This is a genomic window from Flavobacterium sp. XN-5, assembly GCF_008033395.2.
Taxonomy (GTDB): Bacteria; Bacteroidota; Bacteroidia; order Flavobacteriales; family Flavobacteriaceae; genus Flavobacterium; species Flavobacterium hiemivividum.
In genome coordinates this window covers 470025-491757 of sequence record NZ_VOGZ02000001.1, presented here as the reverse complement: position 1 = coordinate 491757, position 21733 = coordinate 470025, and the positions used below count along the sequence as shown (strand labels likewise).

Here is a 21733-nt window from a genome sequence, read left to right as displayed (position 1 = left end):
TAATTTTTTTTTTGGGAATTTGGAATTTAAAATTTGGAATTTAAATAATGTTTTATTCTTCAGTTGCTGGAGCCGCTGTTTCAGCAGCCGGAGCTGCAGTTTCAGTTGCTACTGCTTCAGTTGCTGCAGGAGCCGCTTTTTCAGTTGCTTCTTCTTTATCAGAACCTCTATCAGAAAGTCCTTCAGTGATTGCAGCTGTAACTAAAGTTAAAATTTTATCGATTGATTTAGAAGCATCATCATTTGATGGAATTACGAACTCTACTTCACGAGGATCAGAGTTAGTATCAACCATTGCAAAAACTGGAATGTTTAATTTTTGAGCTTCTTTTATTGCGATGTGTTCCGCTTTGATATCTACTACAAATAATGCAGCTGGTAATCTTGACATATCAGAAATTGAACCTAAATTTTTCTCTAATTTAGCACGAAGACGATCAACTTGTAAACGCTCTTTCTTAGAAAGTGTCATGAAAGTACCATCTTTCTTCATTTTATCAATAGTTGCCATTTTTTTAACAGCTTTACGGATAGTTACGAAGTTAGTTAGCATTCCACCAGGCCATCTTTCAGTGATGTAAGGCATGTTTGCAGCTTTTGCCTTTTCAGCAACGATGTCTTTTGCTTGTTTTTTGGTAGCAACAAATAATATTTTTCTACCTGATGCAGCAATTTTTTTCAAAGCTTCATTAGCCTCTTCAATTTTTGCTGCAGTTTTATATAGATTGATAATGTGAATACCATTACGTTCCATATAAATGTAAGGAGCCATATTTGGATCCCATTTTCTAGTCATGTGTCCAAAGTGGACACCTGCTTCTAGTAATTCTTTTACTTCTACTTTGTTTGACATTTTTTGTACTAGTTTACGTTCTGTTGATTAGCAATGTATGAATGGCGATTTCTCGGCTAAATACATTTAGATGCTAAACTAATTCCTACCTCGGTAGGCAACAACAACATTGTTTTAAATTCAATAATAAACTCAATGAGTCTTGAATAAAGGTACTCAAGACAGGCAATATTAACGTTTCGAGAATTGAAATTTCTTACGAGCTTTCTTCTGACCGAATTTCTTACGTTCAACCATTCTTGGGTCTCTTGTCAATAAACCTTCTGGTTTCAAAACTAATCTGTTTTCAGCGTTAACTTCGCACATTGCGCGCGCTAATGCCATTCTTACAGCTTCTGCTTGTCCAGTTGAACCACCTCCATAAACGTTTACTTTTACATCAAAGTTAGTTGCATTTTCTGTCATAGACATTGGTTGCATTACTTTGTACTGTAAAGTAGCTGTTGGGAAGTAAGTTGCGAATTCTTTTTTGTTTACAGTGATTACTCCTGTTCCTTCTGAAACATAAACACGTGCAACAGCGGTTTTTCTTCTACCGATTTTGTGAATAACTCCCATTACTTAAGATCGTTAAGGTTAACTGTTCTCGGTTTTTGTGCACCTTGTTTGTGCTCTGAACCTACAACAACATTTAAATTTCTAAAAAGTTCAGCACCAATTTTGTTTTTTGGTAACATTCCTTTTACAGCTTTCTCTACTAGTAATGCAGGGTTTTTAGATTGCAATACTTTAGCAGTTAAAGTTCTTTGACCTCCTGGGTAACCTGTGTGACGCATGTAAATTTTCTCGTCCATTTTGTTACCTGTAAGGTTGATTTTTTCTGAGTTGATAACAATTACGTTATCTCCACAGTCAACGTGCGGTGTGTAACTTGGTTTGTACTTACCTCTCAAAATCATAGCGACTTTTGAAGCAAGACGACCTAAGTTGTGCCCATCTGCATCTACAACAATCCACTCCTTAGTAACAGTGGCTTTGCTTGCTGATTGAGTCTTGTAGCTTAATGCGTCCATAATATTTTTTTAATTAAACATTCCATCCCCATTAAAGGGGATGCAAAAGTACAATTATTTATTTTAAAAGCAAATACCTTAAAAGAATAATTTTTACGCGTTTTATACCTGATTATCAATTGTATATTTAATGTGCCGTGGTTTGCTTCTCTTTTGTAAATTTACATTATGGCGTGTTTCTATTTTTATATTACTTTTGTTGTCGAAATAAATTTTTATATTGCGAGGTGATAATAAAAAAGCAGGGGCTTAGAAATAGCAATTCGCAAGAAAAAGTAGCTATTATTTATTTAATTAGTAGATTAAATAGGTTTCTCTTATATTATTGATAATGTCAATACATACTTAAATTATGAAAGTCAAAGCAACTCTTAAACAAATAGCAAAAGAACTTAACGTTTCTGTTTCCACAGTTTCGAAGGCACTTAACGATAGTCCTGAAATTAGTGATCAAACAAAAATAAAAATTAAGGAATATGCGAAGCTTAAAAATTATAAGCCCAACGTAATTGGTTTAAATCTTAAGAATCGTAAAACAAAGACCATTGGTGTTATTATACCTAATATTCTTAATTCTTTTTTTGCCAAAGTATTCAGTGGTATCGAAAAAGTAGCTGATGAAAAAGGATATAATGTTATTATGTGTATTTCTAATGAATCGATGGACAAGGAAGCGCATACTTTAGAAATGTTGAGTAATGGAACAATCGATGGATTTATTTTATCTGTTTCTGAAGAGGCGCAAAAACTTCAAGATTATTCTCATTTTAAGGAAATAATTAATGATGGTACTCCTATAGTAATGTTTGATAGAATTGCTGATGGCGTTGAATGTGATAAAGTAATTGTAGACGACTTTGATTCGGCGTTAAATTCTACTCAGCGATTAATTGATTTGGGCTGTAAAGATATTGCCTTATTGTCTTCTGTAGATAACTTGAGTGTTGGGAAATTAAGAGCTGACGGGTACTTGAAAGCTTTAGAGGATAATAATATTCCAATAAATGAAAATATAATTCTTCGCACCGATTCAGAAGAAGATTTAAAAAGCAGAATTGAGGCTATATTCGACAATAATGCCATAGATGGTGTTTTAGCTTTAGATGAGAATGATTCTGTTGCAGCTTTAAAAATTGGATTAAAAAAAGGATATAAAATTCCGGAAGAACTTTCGATAATTGGTTTTGCTGATGGGATTTTAGCTTCGCGCCGGTTGACACCAAGTTTAACTACCATAAGTCAACACGGAGTTGAAATAGGTGAAGTAGCTGCTAAATTACTTATTGACCGGTTAGAATCTAAAGAGGTAAATATTCCTTATGAAACAGTTGTCATTAAAACAAAACTGAAAGAAAGAGAGTCTAGTAGAGTAAGATAATTATAAAAAGACTGAATAAAACTAAAAAATCCATCGCCTCGGCAGATGGATTTTTTGGTTTTATACATTGTCAAAGTTCTAAACTTTGACAATGTTATTTATATAACTTACTAATGCGCTTCAAGCCAATCTTTACCCATTCCTAAATCAACGTCTAAGGGAACTTCAAGTTTGAATGCATTTTCCATTTCGTGTTTGATCATCGGTTGGATTTTTTCTAATTCCGAATTATGTACATCAAACACAAGTTCATCATGAACCTGAAGCAACATCTTGCTTTTCCAGTTTTCTGAAGTTAGTTTTTTATGGATGTTGATCATGGCGATTTTAATTATATCAGCTGCGCTTCCTTGTATTGGTGCGTTTACGGCATTCCGTTCTGCGCCGCCACGTACCATTGCATTTTGGGAATTAATATCTTTTAAATAGCGACGACGTCCAAGTATAGTTTGGACATAACCATTATCGCGTGCAAATTCAATTTGCTCTTGGATGTACGACTTCAATCTTGGATATGTTTTGTAATACGCTTCTATTAAAGCTGCACTTTCGCTTCTTGATAATGAAGTTTGATTGCTCAACCCAAAAGCCGAAACCCCGTATATAATTCCGAAGTTCACCGTTTTTGCATGACTTCTTTGTTCGCGGGTCACTTCTTCCAGAGGAACATCAAACACCTTTGAAGCAGTAGATTTGTGAATGTCTTCGTGATTTAGAAACGCTTTTATCATGTTTTCCTCGCCACTCAAAGCTGCAATGATGCGCAGCTCAATTTGGGAGTAATCGGCAGATATTAAAGTGTAGTTTTCATCTCTGGCAACAAATGCTTTTCTAATTTGGCGTCCTCTTTCTGTGCGAATCGGGATGTTCTGCAAGTTTGGATTATTCGAACTCAAACGACCCGTTGCGGCTACCGTTTGCATGTAATCAGTGTGGATGCGACCGGTGATTTTATCCACTTGGTTGGGTAATGCATCAACATAAGTATTTTGTAATTTTATCAATTGGCGCCAGTTCAAGATGTCTTGCACGATTGGATTGTCATTAGCTAAATAACTCAATACTTCTTCCCCGGTGGCGTATTGACCAGTTTTAGTTTTCTTTTGTTTGGCTCCGCCAATCTTTAATTCGTCAAATAAAACTTCACCTAATTGTTTTGGCGAAGCCAAATTAAAGGAATGACCTACGGTTTCGTATATATTTTTTTCTAATAATTTAATATCATTATCTAATTCTTTCGAAAGTGATTGTAGAAAATCGACATCCACGCGGATGCCTTCTTTTTCCATATCAGCTAATACTTTGACTAATGGAATTTCGATTTCGTCAAAAAGCTTTTTGGTTTCTGTTTTGTCTAGCTCAGCAGTAAAAATTTCTTTTAATTGAAGTGTTATGTCAGCATCTTCGGCAGCATATTCTTTGATTTGTTCTAATTCTACCTCGCGCATCGACTTTTGGTTTTTTCCTTTTTTCCCAATTAAGTCTTCAATCGGTTTTGGGGAATATTTCAAATAAGTCTCTGCTAAGATATCCATGTTGTGACGCATGTCTGGATTTATCAGATAATGGGCAATCATGGTGTCGAATAACTTTCCTTCTACAGTGATACTATAGTTAGAGAGTATTTTTAAATCGTATTTTAAATTTTGTCCAATTTTCTCAATAGTTGTGTTTTCGAAAAAAGGAATAAATTTTTCAATCAGCGCTTTTGCTTCATCTTGGTTTTCTGGAAATGGCACGTAAAATCCTTTTCCTTTTTCATAAGAGAAAGAAATCCCCACTAGTTCAGCATGCAAGGCATCTAGTCCAGTGGTTTCTGTATCGAAGCAAACAGAAGTTTGTTTTAGTAAATTTTGTAACAATAATTTAAGACCTAAATCTCCTTGAATAATTTGGTAGGAATGTTCAGTGTCTTCTAATGTACTATAATATTTAAGGTGTGTGTCTTCAGAGGATTCATCTGCAATTGCACTTCCGAAAAGATCAAACTGATCATCGTTTTTTTGTTGCACTTTTTTAGGGGAGTTGCTATCTTCAGCTGCAGTACTAGAAGTTGCGGTTCCGCCTTTTTTAAATATGGCATCAAACTGTTCTGCCATTCGTCTAAATTCTAACTCATTAAATAGCGCATCTGTTTTTTCGACATCTGGAGTTGATAACTCATAATCTTTTTCGTCAAAAACAACTGGGCAATCAAGAAGAATAGTCGCTAAAGTTTTCGATAAAATACCTTTCTCTTTATTGGCTTCAATATTCTCCTTCATTTTTCCTTTTAGCTTGTCAGTGTTTGCTAAAAGATTTTCCATGGATCCGTATTCTTTCAAGAATTTCTTAGCGGTTACTTCGCCTACGCCAGGTAATCCCGGAATATTGTCAGCGGCGTCGCCCATCATTCCTAGAAAATCAATCACTTGTTCCGGTCTTTCAATTTGGAATTTTTCCAATACCTCTGGAACACCCCATATTTCGATTCCATTACCCATTCGGGCGGGTTTGTACATAAATATATTTTCAGAAACCAATTGTGCAAAATCCTTGTCTGGAGTTACCATATAGACTTTATAGTTTTCTTTTTCGGCTTGTTTTGCAATAGTCCCTATCAAATCATCAGCTTCATAGCCTTTAACTTCGATAATAGGAATATGCATGGCTTTCAGCAAATTTTGGATGTACGGAATGGCAATTTTTATGGCTTCGGGAGTGGCGTCGCGATGCGCTTTATATTCTGGAAATATATCATTTCTCAACTGACTTCCGCCATTATCAAAAGCAACAGCTAGATGGTCTGGTTTCTCTCTTTTGATAACATCCATTAAGGAATTCATAAATCCCATAATCGCCGAAGTATCCATTCCTTTAGAATTGATTCTTGGGTTTTTTATAAAGGCGTAATATCCTCGAAAAATTAAAGCGTAAGCATCGAGTAAAAAGAGACGTTTTTGTTCTGACATGATTGTGATTTTGTAAAGATTTCAAAAGTACAAAACTTAAAAGATAAAGAATACTCAGATTGTATAATTTCTTGATGTTCTAATTTTTGATGATAATCCTTGTAATGGAGTAGGGCTTTGGAGATTTTTTTTCGAAATAGAGTATTATTCATTAGATTTATTGGTAGAAGTAGTTTGATCTTTTTAGGGTTGTTTTAGTTAAATTTTGATTAATTACTATACACAGTGTTTCCTTAATTTGTTATTTTGTGACAAAAAAAAATTAGAATGATTTTTCGTATACTGTTTTTATGTCTTTTTCTTCTTATAATAGAACTTTATGTGTTTCAGGCATTAAGAACGTTAATAAAGGAAAAATGGATTTTAATCTCTTATCAGTCTGTTAGTATAATAGTTCTACTATATATAGTTTATTCTTTTACGCAATTTGACCGTTCTGTGGGGCAAACTAGTCAGACGCTCTTTACGATGGGTTTAGTATTGGTAGTTTATGTGCCCAAATTGATATTGACTCTAGTATTGCTTGGCGAAGATTTATTTAGATTGGGTGCTGGGGTTGTAACTTATTTTATAGATAACGATCAAAATACGAGTTTTTTGGCATCTCGTAGAAAGTTTGTAAGTCAGCTGGGTTTAGGCTTAGCGGCAATTCCGTTTATGTCTTTGATTTACGGAATAACCGTTGGTAGGTACAATTACAAAGTTATAAAACAGCGCATCTTTTTTCCAGATTTGCCAGATGCTTTTGATGGTTTTACCATTACGCAAATATCAGATGTTCATAGTGGTAGTTTTGATAATCCAGAGAAGATTAATTATGCAATTGATTTGATCAACGAACAAAATTCTGACATGATTCTGTTTACTGGTGATATTGTTAATACAGATGCTAAAGAAATGCATCCTTGGATAGAAACCTTTAATAGGATTAAGAAGCACGAGTATGGGAAGTATGCTGTTCTAGGGAATCATGATTATGGCGAATATGTGGCATGGCCAACTCCAGCTGCTAAAGAAAATAATTTTCAGGCGATAAAGAATTTGTATGGAGATATTGACTTTAAGCTGCTGTTAAATGAGCATACTTACGTCGAAAAGGGTGCAGATAAAATTGCTGTGGTAGGAGTAGAAAATTGGGGACATAATTTTAAGAAGGCAGGAGATATTAACAAAGCTTCGGAAGGAGTGAAGCAAGAAGATTTTAAAATCTTGATGAGTCATGATCCTAGCCATTGGGATTATGAGGTTAAAAATCACGAAAAGAATTTTCACCTAACATTCTCAGGACATACACACGGAATGCAATTTGGTATTGAAATCCCTGGATATTTTAAGTGGAGTTTGGCTCAATATGTTTATGCGCAATGGGCTGGTTTATACGAAAATCTAGGACGATATGTTTACGTAAACAGAGGTTTTGGGTTTCACGCATACCCTGGCAGGGTAGGAATCATGCCAGAAATTACCGTTATTGAGTTAAAAAAAGGCAAGAATGTAGTGTAATTAGTTAAAAATGCTACATTTGTAGATTAACATCTGTTTTTTTAAGTAGATTTAAAAATTAAATTCATTGGTTTTATGTCAAAATTTGGAGAACTTATAAGTGCACAAGTACCTGTGTTAATCGATTTCTACACAGATTGGAATGAGTCATCTGTTTCTATGCATCCTGTAATTAGAGATGTGGCGGCAGCGCTAGGCGACAAGGCAAAGGTCATAAAGATTGATGTTGATAAAAATCAGGAATTGGCTGCTGCTTTAAGAATTAAAGGGCTTCCTACCTTGATGATCTATAAAGACGGGCAAATGATTTGGAGACAATCAGGTGAGTTAGATGCTAATACACTTATTGGTATAGTACAAGAGCAACTTTAATTTTTTTATATTACGTCAGATCTTAAATAGCTTCACATGTGAAGTCGTTTTTATCTAAATAATCCAAGACTTTTGGCAGTGTGTATTCTAGATTCTTGAATGCCTTTACACTGTCATGAAATACAATAATACTTCCCGGTTTTATATTTGAAATTACATTTTTCAAACACTTTTCTTTAGTAATTGTTTGGTCAAAATCAGCGCTTAGAATATCCCACATAATAATTTCGTAGCCTTCTTTCTTTAATTTTCTAGCTTGGGTAGATTTGATTTTTCCATAAGGAGGTCGGAAGGTCTTAGAGACTGAACTGTTAGGTGTAATTGTGTTGTTGTTAATCGAATTTTTGCAAAGTGATATATTAGAAAGATAGTCATCTGTGGTGGTTTTCCAGCCGTTTAAATGATTGAAAGTGTGATTTCCTATAGTGTGCTTTTTTTGTAGTGTTTTTTCGAAAATTAAGGGGTATGCTTCAATATTTTTTCCAATACAAAAAAAAGTAGCTTTGGCATTGTGAATGTCTAGCTGTTTCAATACCCATTCTGTGATTTCGGGAGTAGGGCCGTCATCAAATGTCAAGTAAACTTTTTTTGCAGTAGTAGGATAGTCCCATGTATATTGGGAGAATAGCTTCTTTATAAAGGAGTGCGTTTTTATCCAATAAAAGCTCATCTTGGTATCTGTTTATCTCAAATTTAAAGAAAAATGCAGCAAAAAATAGATTTTTTGCTGCATTTTTCTTTAAGGAAATTAATAGTATTTAATTTATTCTTTTTCTCTTCCGAAACGTTCAAACATTTCGATATAAGTATTAAATACAGTTCTGTTTTTGTTGTAGAAATTAATGTCTCCATTGTCTTTCATTACCTGCAGTAAGCTTCTGTAGCGCTCCAGGTCTGTGATAATATCAATGGCTAAACTTGACTGCTCTGAAGACTTTATCTTGCTGTAGTAATTTAGATTGTCTTTGTACTTTGCTATCAATTTCTCTAGAAGCTGTTGTGCTTTGGCTTTTTCGCCCACTTGGTAGTATCCTTTTGTGAAAGGTTCTACTAAGGAGTAATATTCAAATTTATCTAACGGCATTTTGGTTAAAGCTAGTTCAATAATTTTTTTAGCTTTGTCAAATTTTTTCTCAAGAATCAATTGATCCATCAAGCGGGCTAGATTTGTTCTATAAGTGATGCTCTCTCTTCTTGTTTCTGGATCATGGTAGATCTTGTCGCTATCACTATTTCCCCATTCCCATTTCATGACATTGGTGTACATTTTTTCCGAATCAATTTGGCCCATGTCTAAAGGGCTACCATCTTTTTGAATCGCCGTTCGTACAGGAACTAATTTATAAACCATTCCGTCAAGTTGAAGGAAGTCCTTCATCCATAGGTAATCTTCATCGTCAAAAGCACCAGGGCTAAAGAAAATAGGTCTTTTCCAGTTGTTGTTAGCTACGATATCCAGCATCATTAGACGGTTTTTATACAAAGCGTTTCCTTTAATGTCGATGTCAATGTAAGGAACGATAGAATCATAGTATTGTGGAGCTACAACTTTGTTTTTTATGATTGCCTCCTTATCGACAGGAACTCTAATCTTATTTGTTGGATAGAAGTGAATCGTCTGTCCATTCTGCATTTGAACAGTAGATTTTGGATTTTTAATGAACTCCATGAAATCTTTGATATCCCATCTGCTTTCCGTTTTTGGAATATGTACCACATAGTCCAGTTTGTCACCCACGTATTGATCATGAGTAAAAGAAATAGGTAACGGATCAGATTCGTATGTCTTCGTTTTCATTTGGTCGATGTACCAATCGGTCATAAAAAGACTTGTGTTTACGATCTTGACATCGGTTCTTACATGCTCGATTTCTTGTGCATACCATAATGGGAAGGTGTCGTTGTCGCCTATTGTGAATAGAATTCCGTTAGGATCACAAGAGCTAAGGTAGGCTTTTGCCATTGCAGTTGCTGTGTATTTTCCAGAACGGTCATGGTCATCCCAGTTTTGGGACGCCATCAGTACTGGAGCGGCTAATAAACTTGCTGCAATAAGTATTGGGCCTGCTATTTTTGGTGCTAGATGTTTTTTAAGACTATCGTAAAGTGCATATACTCCAAATCCGATCCATATAGCAAAGATATAAAATGAACCAACTAAAGCATAATCTCTTTCTCTAGGTTCAAAAGGTCGTTCATTCAGATATATTTTTAAGGCAATACCGGTGAATAAGAATAGCGTCAATAATACATAAAAACTTTTGCGATCTTTCGTGGCGTGAAACATAAGTCCAATAAGGCCTAGAATGAATGGTAGGAAATAATAGGTGTTTCGCCCTTTGTTTTTAAGTGCGTCTTGAGGTAAATTGTCTTGTGAACCCACATGTAATTCATCTAAGACTTTTATTCCACTAATCCAGTTCCCGTTTTGATTGTCGTATCTTCCTTGTATGTCATTTTGACGACCTACAAAGTTCCACATCAAATACCTCCAGTACATATATCCGAACTGGTATTCGAACATATAGCTTAAATTGTCTATCGTTGTAGGTTTGTCTATAATAAGATATTCACCGTAACTTTTTAGGAATTTTACATAGCCATCATTATCGATTTGTTTTTGATTGTATGCAGTTCTAAACTCTGATATTGTTTTCTGAATCTCATTTTTTAACTGAGCAATAGCTTTGTGGTAGTCTTCTTCGGATAGCGTGTTTACATCGATTCCGTATTTTGCTAAGTCATCCTCGTAAGGATAATTTGGATTTAGCTTAAAATGAGGTGCATTGGTAAAGTTCATATAATTTGCTATATGATCCGTACTCCACATTCTAGGTAAAATAGTTTTATGATTGTCGTCACTATTTTGTAAGGCATTTTTGAAATTGTTTACAATCTCATATTTCCCAGTTGTGTAGTTTCTTTCGTAGTTCGGAGCTTTGTCAAGATAAGGTTTGTCTTTGTCTAAGCCTGCAAAAACTTCAGTATATTGAGCGCCATAAAACAAAGCATTAGAACCATATTGTTCTCTATTGTAATAAGCTAGAACCTCACGCGCATCTGAAGGTTTGTTTTCGTTGATAATCACATTGGCATTAGCACGAATAGGTAACATTGTCCAAGTTGAAAACCCAATTAAAACGAATAAAACACATAGAATTAAGGTGTTGTAAGTTACTAGTCCTTTGTTGTTAGTATATTTTAATCCAAAGTAAAAGGCAGCTGCTAGTAGTATGGTAACTAGAATAGTTCCTGAGTCAAACGGCATTCCTAAGCTATTAACTGTAAAAACCTCTGTGCTTGCAAAGAAAGTCATGGTTAACGGCAATAGTAATTTGAAAATAAACAATAAAATTGAAATTACTACAACATTAGCAATGATGAAGTTTTTGACAGTAACAGTTTTGTAATGCTTAAAAAAGTATAATAATCCTATTGAAGGAATCGTTAATAGAGCCATAAAGTGAACTCCAAACGAGAGTCCTATAACTAGCGAGATAAGTAATAACCATCGATTTCCTCTAGGTGTATCCATGTCTTGTTCCCAGCGTAATCCTAACCAGAAAAGTAAGGCAATGAATAAGGAGGCCATTGCATATACTTCGGCTTCTACAGCATTGTACCAAAAGCTATCTGAATAGGTATAAGCTAAAGCGCCAACAAAAGAACTTCCTAGAATTACAATAGCATTGCTTTTGTTTATTTGATTGGCGTCCTCTTCTTTTAAATTTGGTTCTGCAATTCTTGAAATTAATTTTTTCAAAATCATTGAAGAAGACCAAAACATCAATAAAATAGTAAAGGCGCTTGAAACGACAGAGGTCATATTTACCATTAAGGCGATATTTTCGTCATTGGAAGCAAACATGGCAAAAAAGGCACCAATCATTTGAAACAATGGCGCTCCTGGCGGGTGGCCTACTTGAAGTTTTGCAGCAGTAGCGATATATTCTCCACAATCCCAAAAGCTCATTGTGGGTTCAACTGTAAGTGTATAAGTTATTAATGCGATTAGAAATGTAAACCAACCTATAATCGTATTCCATTTATTGAAATTAAATGCCGCCTTATTCATGTATTGAATTTTAGTTATACTTTGATCTACAAAGAAAATGTTTTTTTAGTTAAGGGAAGAAAGAATATCGAAAATTTCTGTCAAAGTATTCGTTTTGGTAATCTGTTGATTACAAGTGTTTTTCGACGCCTGCTTGGAAATGTTTAATTTAAATCGAAAAATTTTTCAAAAAAAGTTCAAAAAAAGTTTGCGCAACCTGAATTTAATTATAAATTTGCACTCGCTAAGCAACACTGATGGTCTATGGTGTAATGGTAACACAACTGTTTTTGGTGCAGTCGTTCAAGGTTCGAGTCCTTGTAGACCAACAAAAGCCTCTCAATTGGAGAGGCTTTTTTTTTGGAATAAATTTTTTTTTAAAAAAATAGTAATCGTAAAATTCGATTTTTAGATAAGCGTAATTTGAAAATTCCAGAATTATATAATTATTATTTTATATTTTAAAAGTGATTACCGGTCTTACTGCGTGATTCACTAAATCTTCACTAATACTTCCAGTGAAGAAATGGGCTAAACCGGTTCTTCCGTGGGTGCATAGTCCTATTAAATTAGCATTGACTGAATTAGAGAAATTAATAATTCCTTGTTCGATATTGACATCATTATAAATATGTGTGGAATAGTTAGTGATATTGTATTCAGTTATGAAATCATTCATTATTTTTTCAGAAAGAGCGGTTGGTTTAAAGCTATTGGGAGAGCAAATCATTACTAAGTTTAATTTTGCGTCAAATATTTTGCTGAACTCAATCATTTTCTTAAATGGTTTTTTTATTTCTTTCGAAAAGTCGGATGCGAAAACAAAATTTGTACCTTTTAACTCCTTGGTGCCTTTTTTAATTACTAAAACGGGAGCATCTGATAGTCGAACTACTTTTTCGGTATTAGATCCGATTAGCACTTCTTCTATTCCAGAGATACCGTGTGATCCCATAACGATTAAGTCAATTTCGTTTTCATTACTGCAAGATAAGATTCCGTCAAACGCTCTTTCAAACCGTAGTTTTTCAGTTACTTGAATGTTTTTTAGATAGTCTTTTTCTTTTAATTTTCGGAGTGCTTCTTTTGCTTTTTTCATGAATAACATGACTTCAGGAATGCTTGCGGCTCCAGTTATGGCATCGTTCAATTGGGTAGGGATTTCTAATAAATGGAGCAGGAATATTTCGGAATTGTTTTTTATTGCAATTTGTGCGGCGACCTTCAATGCGTTTTCGGCATGCTCTGAAAAATCCGTTGGAACTAAAATTCGTTTCATAATTAGATAGATTAAATTATGGGAAAATTCGTTATTTTCTGCCATGCATAAAGATAAGAATTATTTTTACGGCGCGCAATCAATTTAAATTATAAAAAAAACACTATATTTGCACCGTTATTTATTAAAATCTAGATAATGAGGGGACTAAATGTCCCCTCTTTTTATAAAAAATATGACATTTAAAGAAAAAGTAAATTTATTGTTGACTGAAGCTCTTGCAGAAAAGCCATCGCTTTTCTTGATAGACCTTACCATCACTGATGCTTTTAAAGTTATTATAACTTTAGACGATGATAATGGTGTGGTATTGCAGGACTGTATTGATATCAGTCGTTCAATAGACGCAAGTTTAGATAGGGAAGAGCAAGATTATTCAATGGAAGTGGCCTCAGCAGGGGTTTCTTCGCCGTTGAAGAAAATCAGACAATACAAGAAAAATATAGGTAGAACGTTGATTGTGAAAACTAATACAGAAAATATTGAAGCGGAGTTAGTGGAAGCTAATGATGATTTTGTAATTTTGTCGTGGAAAGCAAGAGAGCCTAAAAAGATAGGTAAGGGGAAAGAGACTGTTGAAAAGACGCTACAGATTCCTTACGCAGATATAAAAGAAGCAATTGTTACAGTAACATTTTAATTAAAGAATTCGCATGGAAAACTTAGCATTAATCGATTCATTCTCAGAGTTTAAAGATGATAAACTTATTGATCGTGTAACGCTTATGGCCATTTTAGAAGATGTATTTAGAAATGCATTGAAGAAAAAATATGGTTCAGACGATAATTTCGATATTATAATAAATCCTGATAAAGGAGATATGGAAATTTGGAGACGAAGAGTTATTGTTGCAGACGAAGATTTAGATTTTGAAAACGAAGAAATTACGTTAACAGAAGCTAGAAAAATCGAAGCTGACTTTGAAATTGGTGAAGAGGTTTCTGAAGAAGTGAAATTGATAGATTTAGGAAGAAGAGCAATTTTGGCTTTACGTCAGAATCTAATTTCGAAAATCCACGAACATGACAATACAAATCTTTACAAGCAATTTAAAGATTTAACTGGGGAGATTTATACTGCCGAAGTGCATCATGTAAGGCCTAGAGTTGTTATTTTAGTAGATGACGAAGGGAATGAAATTGTTTTGCCAAAAGAGAAACAAATTCCATCTGATTTTTTCCGTAAAGGAGATAATGTGCGTGGAATTATTGAAAGCGTTGAATTAAAAGGGAATAAGCCTCAAATTATTATGTCTAGAACTTCAGAGAAGTTTTTAGAGAAATTGTTTGAACAAGAAATTCCTGAAGTTTTTGACGGTTTAATTATGGTTAAAAATGTGGTGAGGATTCCAGGCGAAAAAGCAAAAGTAGCTGTAGAGACTTACGACGATAGAATTGATCCGGTTGGTGCCTGTGTAGGTATGAAAGGATCACGTATTCATGGAATTGTTCGTGAATTAGGAAATGAAAATATAGATGTTATTAATTATACGAGTAACATTCAATTATATATTACAAGAGCTTTAAGCCCTGCAAAAGTATCATCTATTAAGATAAATGAAGAGACTAAAAGAGCAGAGGTTTTCTTGAAACTAGAAGAGGTTTCAAAAGCGATTGGTAGAGGTGGACACAACATTAGATTAGCGGGTCTTTTGACTGGTTATGAGTTAGATGTTATACGTGAAGGCGATGTTGCTGGTGCAACTGCTGATGAAGATGATGTTGAATTAACAGAATTTTCAGATGAAATCGAAAGCTGGGTTATTGAAGAATTTGCAAAAATTGGTTTGGATACAGCAAAAAGTATCTTAAAGCAAGAAGTGGAGGATTTAGTAAGACGAACAGATCTAGAAGAGGAAACAATTCTAGATGTAATGAGAATATTGAAAGAAGAATTTGACAGTTAGTCAATAGATCTTCAACGATAAACATGCCGCTTTACAAATGATTCTTACTTGGTAGATGTCGAGTTGGAAGTAAAGCGAGGAATAACAAAAAAGGTAATAATAAAAAGGTTTTATGTCTGAAGAGAGAATTATTAGAATAAACAAAGTTTTAAGGGAATTGAATATTTCTTTGGAAAGAGCTGTGGATTATCTAAAAGATAAAGGAATTGCTATTGAAGCAAATCCAAACACAAAAATTTCTGATGATGTATACAATGTCTTGTGCGGTCAATTTGCGGGTGACAGAGGTAAAAAAGAGGCTTCAAAAGAAGTAGGAGAAGAGAAAAGGAAAGAGAAAGAGGCTTTACGTGTTGAGAGAGAGAAAGAAATCGAAGAGAAACGCAAACACGACGAAGCAATTCTTAAACAACAACAAGAAGTTGTAAAAGCGAGAGCTGTTATAGCGGGACCTGTTCAAGTAGGGAAAATCGATCTAAATCCTAAAAAAGCTGCTGCAGCTGTTCCAGCGCCAGTTACGCCAACTCCTCCGGCTCCTCCTGTTGTTGCCGAAAAATCGGAAGCACCTAAAGCTAAGACTTCGACAGAAAAACCAGTTGAAAAAGAAGTGGTTCAAGAAAAAGTTGTTGCAGACAAAAAAGAGGTAAAACCTGTTGTCGAAACTAAAGAACCAGCAAAAGAAGTGGCTAAGGAACCGGTAAAAGAAGATAAAAAAGTTGTTGTTGCTGAACAAAAAGCGGCTCCTAAAACGGACGAAGCTCCGGTTGAGGAAGCTATTACAACTCAATATCAGAAATTATCGGGGACAAAATTAACAGGACAAACTATTGATTTGTCTCAGTTCAATAAACCGAAAAAGAAGAAAGAAGAGCCAAAAATCACTCCAAATAAGCCTGGTGCTGTTGGTGCTGCTGGAGCAGCTAATAAAAATAAACGCAAAAGAATTGCTCCTAAACCGGGCACGCCTAGACCTCCTGGAGTTCCTGGTGCACCAAATCCTAATAAGATTACGCCAAATGTTGGTGGTGCTGGTTTTAATGCGAACAGAAGTTCAAGACCTGGATTTGTAAGAGGAAACAGGCCTGCGATTGTTGCAAAAGTAGAGCCTACTGAAGAGGAAGTAAAAAACCAAATTCGTGAAACTTTAGAAAAACTTCAAGGTAAAAAAGGAGGGAAATCTAAAGCGGCTAAATACAGAAGAGATAAAAGAGATACGCACCGTCAGAAATCTGATGAAGAGCAAAGAGCAATAGACGAAGGAAGTAAGACTATTAAGGTGACTGAATTTGTTACTGTTGGTGAAATTGCAATCATGATGGATGTGCCTATTACTAAAGTAATTGGTACTTGTATGTCTCTTGGAATCATGGTTACCATGAATCAACGTCTTGATGCAGAAACTTTAACAATTGTAGCTGATGAGTTTGGTTATGAAGTTGAATTTATCACTGTTGATATCGAAGACGCGATTACGGTCGTTGAAGATAGAGAAGAAGATTTAGTTTTTAGAGCTCCTATTGTTACTGTAATGGGTCACGTAGATCACGGTAAAACATCGTTACTGGATTATATCCGTAAAGAAAATGTTATCGCTGGTGAGTCTGGAGGAATTACACAACATATTGGTGCATACGGAGTAACTTTAGATAATGGTCAAAAAATTGCTTTCTTAGATACACCGGGTCACGAGGCGTTTACCGCGATGCGTGCACGTGGTGCTCAAGTAACAGACATTGCTATTATTGTAATTGCTGCGGATGATGATATCATGCCACAAACAAAAGAAGCAATAAGCCATGCTCAAGCAGCAGGTGTGCCAATTATATTTGCTATCAATAAGGTAGATAAGCCAAATTCAAACCCTGAAAAAATTAAAGAGAAATTAGCAGGTATGAATTTACTTGTAGAAGACTGGGGTGGTAAATTCCAATCTCATGATATCTCTGCAAAAGTAGGTACAGGTGTAAAAGAATTATTAGAAAAAGTTTTACTTGAAGCTGAAGTTTTAGATTTAAAATCTAATCCTAATAAAGAAGCGCAAGGAACAGTAGTTGAAGCCTTCCTTGATAAAGGGAAAGGATATGTTTCTACGATATTAGTACAACATGGTACTCTTAAAGTGGGAGATTATATGTTAGCTGGTAAGCATCATGGTAAAATTAAAGCCATGCATGATGAGAGAGGTAATATTGTTACTTCAGCAGGTCCTTCCACTCCAGTATCAGTTTTAGGTCTTGATGGGGCAGCGACAGCTGGTGACAAGTTTAATATTTTCGAAGAAGAAAAAGAAGCGAAACAAATTGCATCTAAACGTTCTCAGTTGATGCGTGAGCAATCAGTTCGTACACAACGTCATATTACATTAGATGAAATTGGACGTAGAATCGCATTAGGTCAGTTTAAAGAATTAAACGTTATCCTTAAAGGAGACGTTGATGGTTCTGTTGAAGCACTATCTGATTCATTCTCTAAATTATCTACTGAAGAAATTCAAATTAACATTATACATAAAGGTGTTGGAGCGATTACTGAAACTGACGTTATGTTGGCTTCTGCTTCAGATGCAATCATTATCGGATTTAACGTTCGTCCTGCTGGAAACGCAAGACAGCTTGCTGATAAAGAAGAGATCGATATCCGTTACTATTCTATTATCTATGCAGCAATCGATGACTTGAAAGATGCAATGGAAGGAATGCTTGCTCCAGAGATGAAAGAGGAAGTACTAGGTACTGCCGAAATTAGAGAGATATTCAAAATTTCTAAAGTAGGATCTATTGCAGGTTGTATGGTTATGGATGGTAAAATAGCTAGAAACGCTAAGATCAGAATTATTCGTGACGGTGTTGTAGTTCACGCTGGTGAGCTAAGTGCTTTGAAACGATTTAAGGATGATGTTAAAGAAGTAGCTAAAGGTTATGACTGTGGTATTCAAATTAAAGGATTCAATGACATTGAAGAAAGAGATGTTATCGAAGCATACCATGAAGTTGCAATCAAAAAGAAATTGAAATAAAATTTAATTACTTATATAAATATAAAAATCCCGATTCGTCGGGATTTTTTTTGCTATAAATTTACAAGTATAAATGCCAAGGGCAAGACCGTCATGACGAGCTAGGATTGAACTGGGATAGCTTTAAGTATAGAAATTATGATATGGCAATTGGGCAATTTATTTCTATTGACCCATTAGCAGAAAAATATGCTTATCAATCACCTTATAATTTTTCTGAAAACAGGGTCATAGGAGCAAGAGAATTGGAAGACTTAGAAGCTGAGATGTTATTAATAAATCGTCCGATGGTGTTGTAGAACATGGCCCCCGAGAGATCGCAACAGCAACCAATTCCAAATGGGACGTATGATATTCTCGGTAGTAATGCTGATAAAAACGTAATAGTTGGTTTAGGCTTGTTAAGCAAGATTTTAAGCCTTATAATGATAAAGCTGACGTTAGCTATAGAGACGGATTTAGATTTCATGTAGGGACAGAAAGTTGGGGATGTGTTATGTCTAATGTATTCAAGGAAGATAGAATTCAAGAGTGGAGTATTATAACAAATATTTTGAATTCAACTACTACAGAAACTGTACCAGAGAAGAGAGGTAGTCAAGGATGGAATCCATTTTATTGGCTAGCAAACTTCGGCATATTAACCTGTCATAGGTGAAGTTATAATTAAAGAAAAATAGAAGGATGAATAGTTTGATATGGTTTTTAAGTATCGTGATTATCTGCCTTTGCAGCGTTTAATGCGAGAACAAATGTAACATTAATGGAGTAGAAATAGTTTCATTATTAATACCTAAAGTAGAAAACAAGGAGTTAATTACTGTAAACTAGTAGAGAAAAGTTTTAACAATGACAATATATCTATCAGAATATTATGTTTACTGCACTTCGAGAACTCGGTTGGTTATGTACATGGAGAGCTATTAGTAAGTTTGCTAGTCAAAATTGGGGAACAACAGTTTGTTAATTCATTGAAAAATATAAGTAAAAACGACAAGAATAAAGTTGAGTCGTATCTGGAAGTTGGTTTAGAATGCGTTATATCACATTTAGTTAAAGATGATTTTCCAAAAGTTAATTGTTTTTTAAGGAAGTAGATGTTGTAAATACATAATTCTACTGACGCAATTCTTTTATGAAGCATTAGCAAATTAGATTTTTTGGTGTCTAGTTGTTTTTATAATATTTACATATAATCAACTATTTGTAGTAATGTCGTAGTGAGAATTAAATATATCGAAAAAAAAAGCCACTTCAAAACGGAGTGGCTTTACGATTTTATTACCATAACCAGATGGCTCCGATTTGTTGAAAACGATAGCGCAGATTTGCCATCTGTATCCACAAACAAAGGCATTGTAAACCAATTAAAACAAGAAACCATTCGTCGCGGCGAATGGTTACTTGTAATTCAGTGTAGTTGAATACTTATTAAAGAAGATAGTCGACTTCAATATTTATTTTTGAGGTTTTATCAGATAAGCATTTTCGTACTTTCTACGAATTTCTATTAAATTGCGTTCCGCTTCAATTCGAGTTCTGAAATTACCAACCCAAACTTTGTAATTTGGAGTATTGAAAACAATAGTGCCATCTAAATCTGAAAAATTCTGTTTGCAATCATTTAAAGTCTTTTTTGCTTTGTCACTATCGCCACTAAAAACTTGAATTTTATAGCGCTCATTTACAGTTAGTGAGGGGTTTATTTTTCTTTTTTCATTTAATAATTGTTCGAATTTTGAATCTTGGCTAACTGTCAGGTTTCGATCCTGGGCTTTCGCATTAGTAGATAAAATGCTCAGTAAAATGGAGTAAAAAAAGATGTTTTTTATTATTGAAATTCTCATAACGTAGTGGTTTTTAAGCAAAAATAGTATTTAATGAATGAATGTAAAACATAATTATTATTTAGAACAGTTATAAATTAGAATTAAGACTATTTTAAGGTTTTGAGAATAGTTCATAAGTCGTATTTTTGTCGAAGTTTAAAATAAAGGGACTGTTTTTTATATAAGTGTTTATAGAGAAAACTGTGCCAATTTTTATTAGATAATCATTATATTTTATGAAAAAGGTGGGTAACCATAATTCGAACTCAAGGAAACTATTTGTAAGCTTAGCTTTAATGCTTACGTTTTCCTTAACTTCATTTGCGCAAGATGCTGCTCCAGCTGACGCAACTGAAGCTCCAGTAGCTGCTTTAGGTGGTGACCCGGTAAAGGGTAAAGAACTTTTTAATTCTAATTGTGCTGCGTGTCATAAGCTTGATGCTAAATCAACTGGCCCTGCTCTTAGAGGTATTGCTGAAAAACACGATATGCCTTGGATGTATAAGTGGGTTCAGAATAGTGCTGCACTTATAAAATCTGGAGATAAAGCTGCTGTAAAAGTTTTTGAAGAGAACAATAAAGTTCCTATGACTGCTTTTCCTGCGTTATCTGAATCTAACATAGATGATATCATAGCTTATACTTCTGAAAAGAAAGAAGAGGCTCCAGCTGCCGTTGCAGGTGCTGTTGTTGCAGGCGAATCTAATCAAAGTGGGATATCTGATACTGTGATATTAGGAGCTCTTGCTCTAGTTATGGCAATGTTGGTTGTTATGTTGGTGTTGGTAAACAATGTTTTACGAAAAGTTGCTAAAGCAAACGGTATCGTAATTGAGCCTAAAGCTAAGACTACTCCAATTTGGAAAGCATTTGCTCAGAGTCAATTTTTAGTATTGGTTTCATCTGTTCTTTTATTGCTAGTTAGTGCCTATTTTGTTTATGGCTTCTTAATGCAAGTGGGGGTCGATCAAAATTATGAGCCTATTCAGCCAATACATTTTTCTCATAAAATTCACGCTGGTGATAACGAGATTAACTGTAAGTACTGTCACTCTGCTGCTAGAGTTAGTAAGAATGCGGGAATTCCTTCTTTGAATGTTTGTATGAACTGTCATAAAAGTATAGCTGAAGTTGCTGAAACTACTGCTACACCAGAATACAGCAAAGCATTCTATGATGAGCAAATTGATAAGTTGTATGCAGCTGTGGGCTGGGATAAATCATCTCAATCATACACAGGAAAATCACAACCTGTAAAATGGGTTCGTATTCATAATTTACCTGATTTTGTTTATTTTAACCACTCTCAGCACGTTAGTGTTGCTGGAATTGAGTGTCAAACATGTCACGGTCCAGTTGAAACTTATGAGCTTCAAAAACAATTTGCTCCATTAACAATGGGCTGGTGTATCGATTGTCATAGAAAAACGGATGTAAAAATGGAAGGGAATGAATATTATACTAAAATTCATGAAGAACTTTCTAAAAAATACGGTGTTGAAAAATTGACTGCAGCGCAAATGGGTGGATTAGAGTGTGGTAAATGTCACTATTAATCAAATTATTAAGATTTTAATATTT

General features: G+C 34.6%; 16 protein-coding genes and 1 tRNA gene. 9 read left to right on the top strand and 8 right to left on the bottom strand.

Going from position 1 to position 21733, the window contains the following annotated elements; genetic code table 11:
- Window positions 1-52: 52 nt before the first annotated feature.
- The 3 genes from rpsB to rplM all read right to left on the bottom strand — a co-directional run bounded on the left by rpsB (window position 53) and on the right by rplM (window position 1866).
- On the bottom strand, window positions 53-853 hold the full coding sequence (rpsB, locus tag FQU23_RS02185; protein WP_132108704.1) for a 30S ribosomal protein S2: 801 nt from the start codon (window positions 851-853) through the stop codon (window positions 53-55).
- A 171-nt stretch (window positions 854-1024) separates the two neighbouring features.
- The gene (rpsI, locus tag FQU23_RS02180) at window positions 1025-1411 is read right to left on the bottom strand and encodes a 30S ribosomal protein S9 (protein ID WP_132108702.1); all 387 of its coding nucleotides are present in this window, start codon (window positions 1409-1411) and stop codon (window positions 1025-1027) included.
- Entirely contained in the window at window positions 1411-1866 is a 456-nt protein-coding gene (gene rplM / locus FQU23_RS02175; protein ID WP_007137451.1) for a 50S ribosomal protein L13, read from the bottom strand. The genes rpsI and rplM overlap by 1 nt, the downstream gene beginning before the upstream one ends.
- A gap of 352 nt (window positions 1867-2218) precedes the next feature.
- Between rplM and FQU23_RS02170 the strand changes: the two genes are divergently transcribed.
- Entirely contained in the window at window positions 2219-3244 is a 1026-nt protein-coding gene (locus FQU23_RS02170; RefSeq protein WP_147672392.1) for a LacI family DNA-binding transcriptional regulator, read from the top strand.
- A gap of 110 nt (window positions 3245-3354) precedes the next feature.
- On the opposite strand, the gene polA is transcribed toward FQU23_RS02170, so the two are convergent.
- On the bottom strand, window positions 3355-6195 hold the full coding sequence (gene polA / locus FQU23_RS02165) for a DNA polymerase I (protein WP_147672391.1): 2841 nt from the start codon (window positions 6193-6195) through the stop codon (window positions 3355-3357).
- A 267-nt stretch (window positions 6196-6462) separates the two neighbouring features.
- Here polA and FQU23_RS02160 point away from each other — a divergent pair, with 267 nt between their 5' ends.
- Together FQU23_RS02160 and FQU23_RS02155 are read left to right on the top strand one after the other, a co-directional pair.
- Complete coding sequence (locus FQU23_RS02160; protein ID WP_147672390.1) at window positions 6463-7698, top strand: metallophosphoesterase; 1236 nt, start codon at window positions 6463-6465, stop codon at window positions 7696-7698.
- Between the two features lie 75 nt (window positions 7699-7773).
- Window positions 7774-8070, top strand: a complete 297-nt coding sequence (locus FQU23_RS02155; RefSeq protein ID WP_132108694.1) for a thioredoxin family protein — start codon at window positions 7774-7776, stop codon at window positions 8068-8070.
- Window positions 8071-8092: 22 nt separating this feature from the next.
- On the opposite strand, the gene FQU23_RS02150 is transcribed toward FQU23_RS02155, so the two are convergent.
- Both FQU23_RS02150 and FQU23_RS02145 read right to left on the bottom strand, forming a co-directional pair.
- Complete coding sequence (locus FQU23_RS02150; RefSeq protein ID WP_147672389.1) at window positions 8093-8740, bottom strand: polysaccharide deacetylase family protein; 648 nt, start codon at window positions 8738-8740, stop codon at window positions 8093-8095.
- 93 nt (window positions 8741-8833) lie between these two features.
- Window positions 8834-12145: a DUF2723 domain-containing protein gene (locus tag FQU23_RS02145; RefSeq protein WP_147672388.1), complete on the bottom strand. Its 3312-nt coding sequence runs from the start codon at window positions 12143-12145 to the stop codon at window positions 8834-8836.
- Window positions 12146-12382: 237 nt separating this feature from the next.
- Between FQU23_RS02145 and FQU23_RS02140 the strand changes: the two genes are divergently transcribed.
- Window positions 12383-12453: transfer RNA gene (locus FQU23_RS02140), tRNA-Gln, on the top strand.
- A gap of 125 nt (window positions 12454-12578) precedes the next feature.
- Here the strand turns inward: FQU23_RS02140 and FQU23_RS02135 are convergent.
- Window positions 12579-13403, bottom strand: coding sequence for a universal stress protein (locus FQU23_RS02135; protein WP_147672387.1), 825 nt, complete (start codon window positions 13401-13403; stop codon window positions 12579-12581).
- A 175-nt stretch (window positions 13404-13578) separates the two neighbouring features.
- Here FQU23_RS02135 and rimP point away from each other — a divergent pair, with 175 nt between their 5' ends.
- The 4 genes from rimP (at window position 13579) to FQU23_RS02115 (ending at window position 18622) form a co-directional block, all read left to right on the top strand.
- Complete coding sequence (rimP, locus tag FQU23_RS02130) at window positions 13579-14043, top strand: ribosome assembly cofactor RimP (RefSeq protein ID WP_132109331.1); 465 nt, start codon at window positions 13579-13581, stop codon at window positions 14041-14043.
- A gap of 13 nt (window positions 14044-14056) precedes the next feature.
- Window positions 14057-15310 (top strand): transcription termination factor NusA, encoded by a 1254-nt coding sequence (nusA, locus tag FQU23_RS02125; protein WP_147672386.1) that lies wholly within the window; start codon window positions 14057-14059, stop codon window positions 15308-15310.
- Window positions 15311-15422: 112 nt separating this feature from the next.
- Window positions 15423-18323, top strand: a complete 2901-nt coding sequence (infB, locus tag FQU23_RS02120; RefSeq protein ID WP_147672385.1) for a translation initiation factor IF-2 — start codon at window positions 15423-15425, stop codon at window positions 18321-18323.
- 143 nt (window positions 18324-18466) lie between these two features.
- The gene (locus FQU23_RS02115; RefSeq protein WP_165425702.1) at window positions 18467-18622 is read left to right on the top strand and encodes a hypothetical protein; all 156 of its coding nucleotides are present in this window, start codon (window positions 18467-18469) and stop codon (window positions 18620-18622) included.
- Between the two features lie 1158 nt (window positions 18623-19780).
- Here FQU23_RS02115 and FQU23_RS02105 read toward each other — a convergent pair.
- The gene (locus tag FQU23_RS02105) at window positions 19781-20170 is read right to left on the bottom strand and encodes an SPOR domain-containing protein (RefSeq protein WP_147672383.1); all 390 of its coding nucleotides are present in this window, start codon (window positions 20168-20170) and stop codon (window positions 19781-19783) included.
- Window positions 20171-20388: 218 nt separating this feature from the next.
- On the opposite strand from FQU23_RS02105, the gene FQU23_RS02100 reads away from it, so the two are divergent.
- Window positions 20389-21708, top strand: coding sequence for a c-type cytochrome (locus tag FQU23_RS02100; RefSeq protein ID WP_147672382.1), 1320 nt, complete (start codon window positions 20389-20391; stop codon window positions 21706-21708).
- Window positions 21709-21733 lie beyond the last annotated feature (25 nt).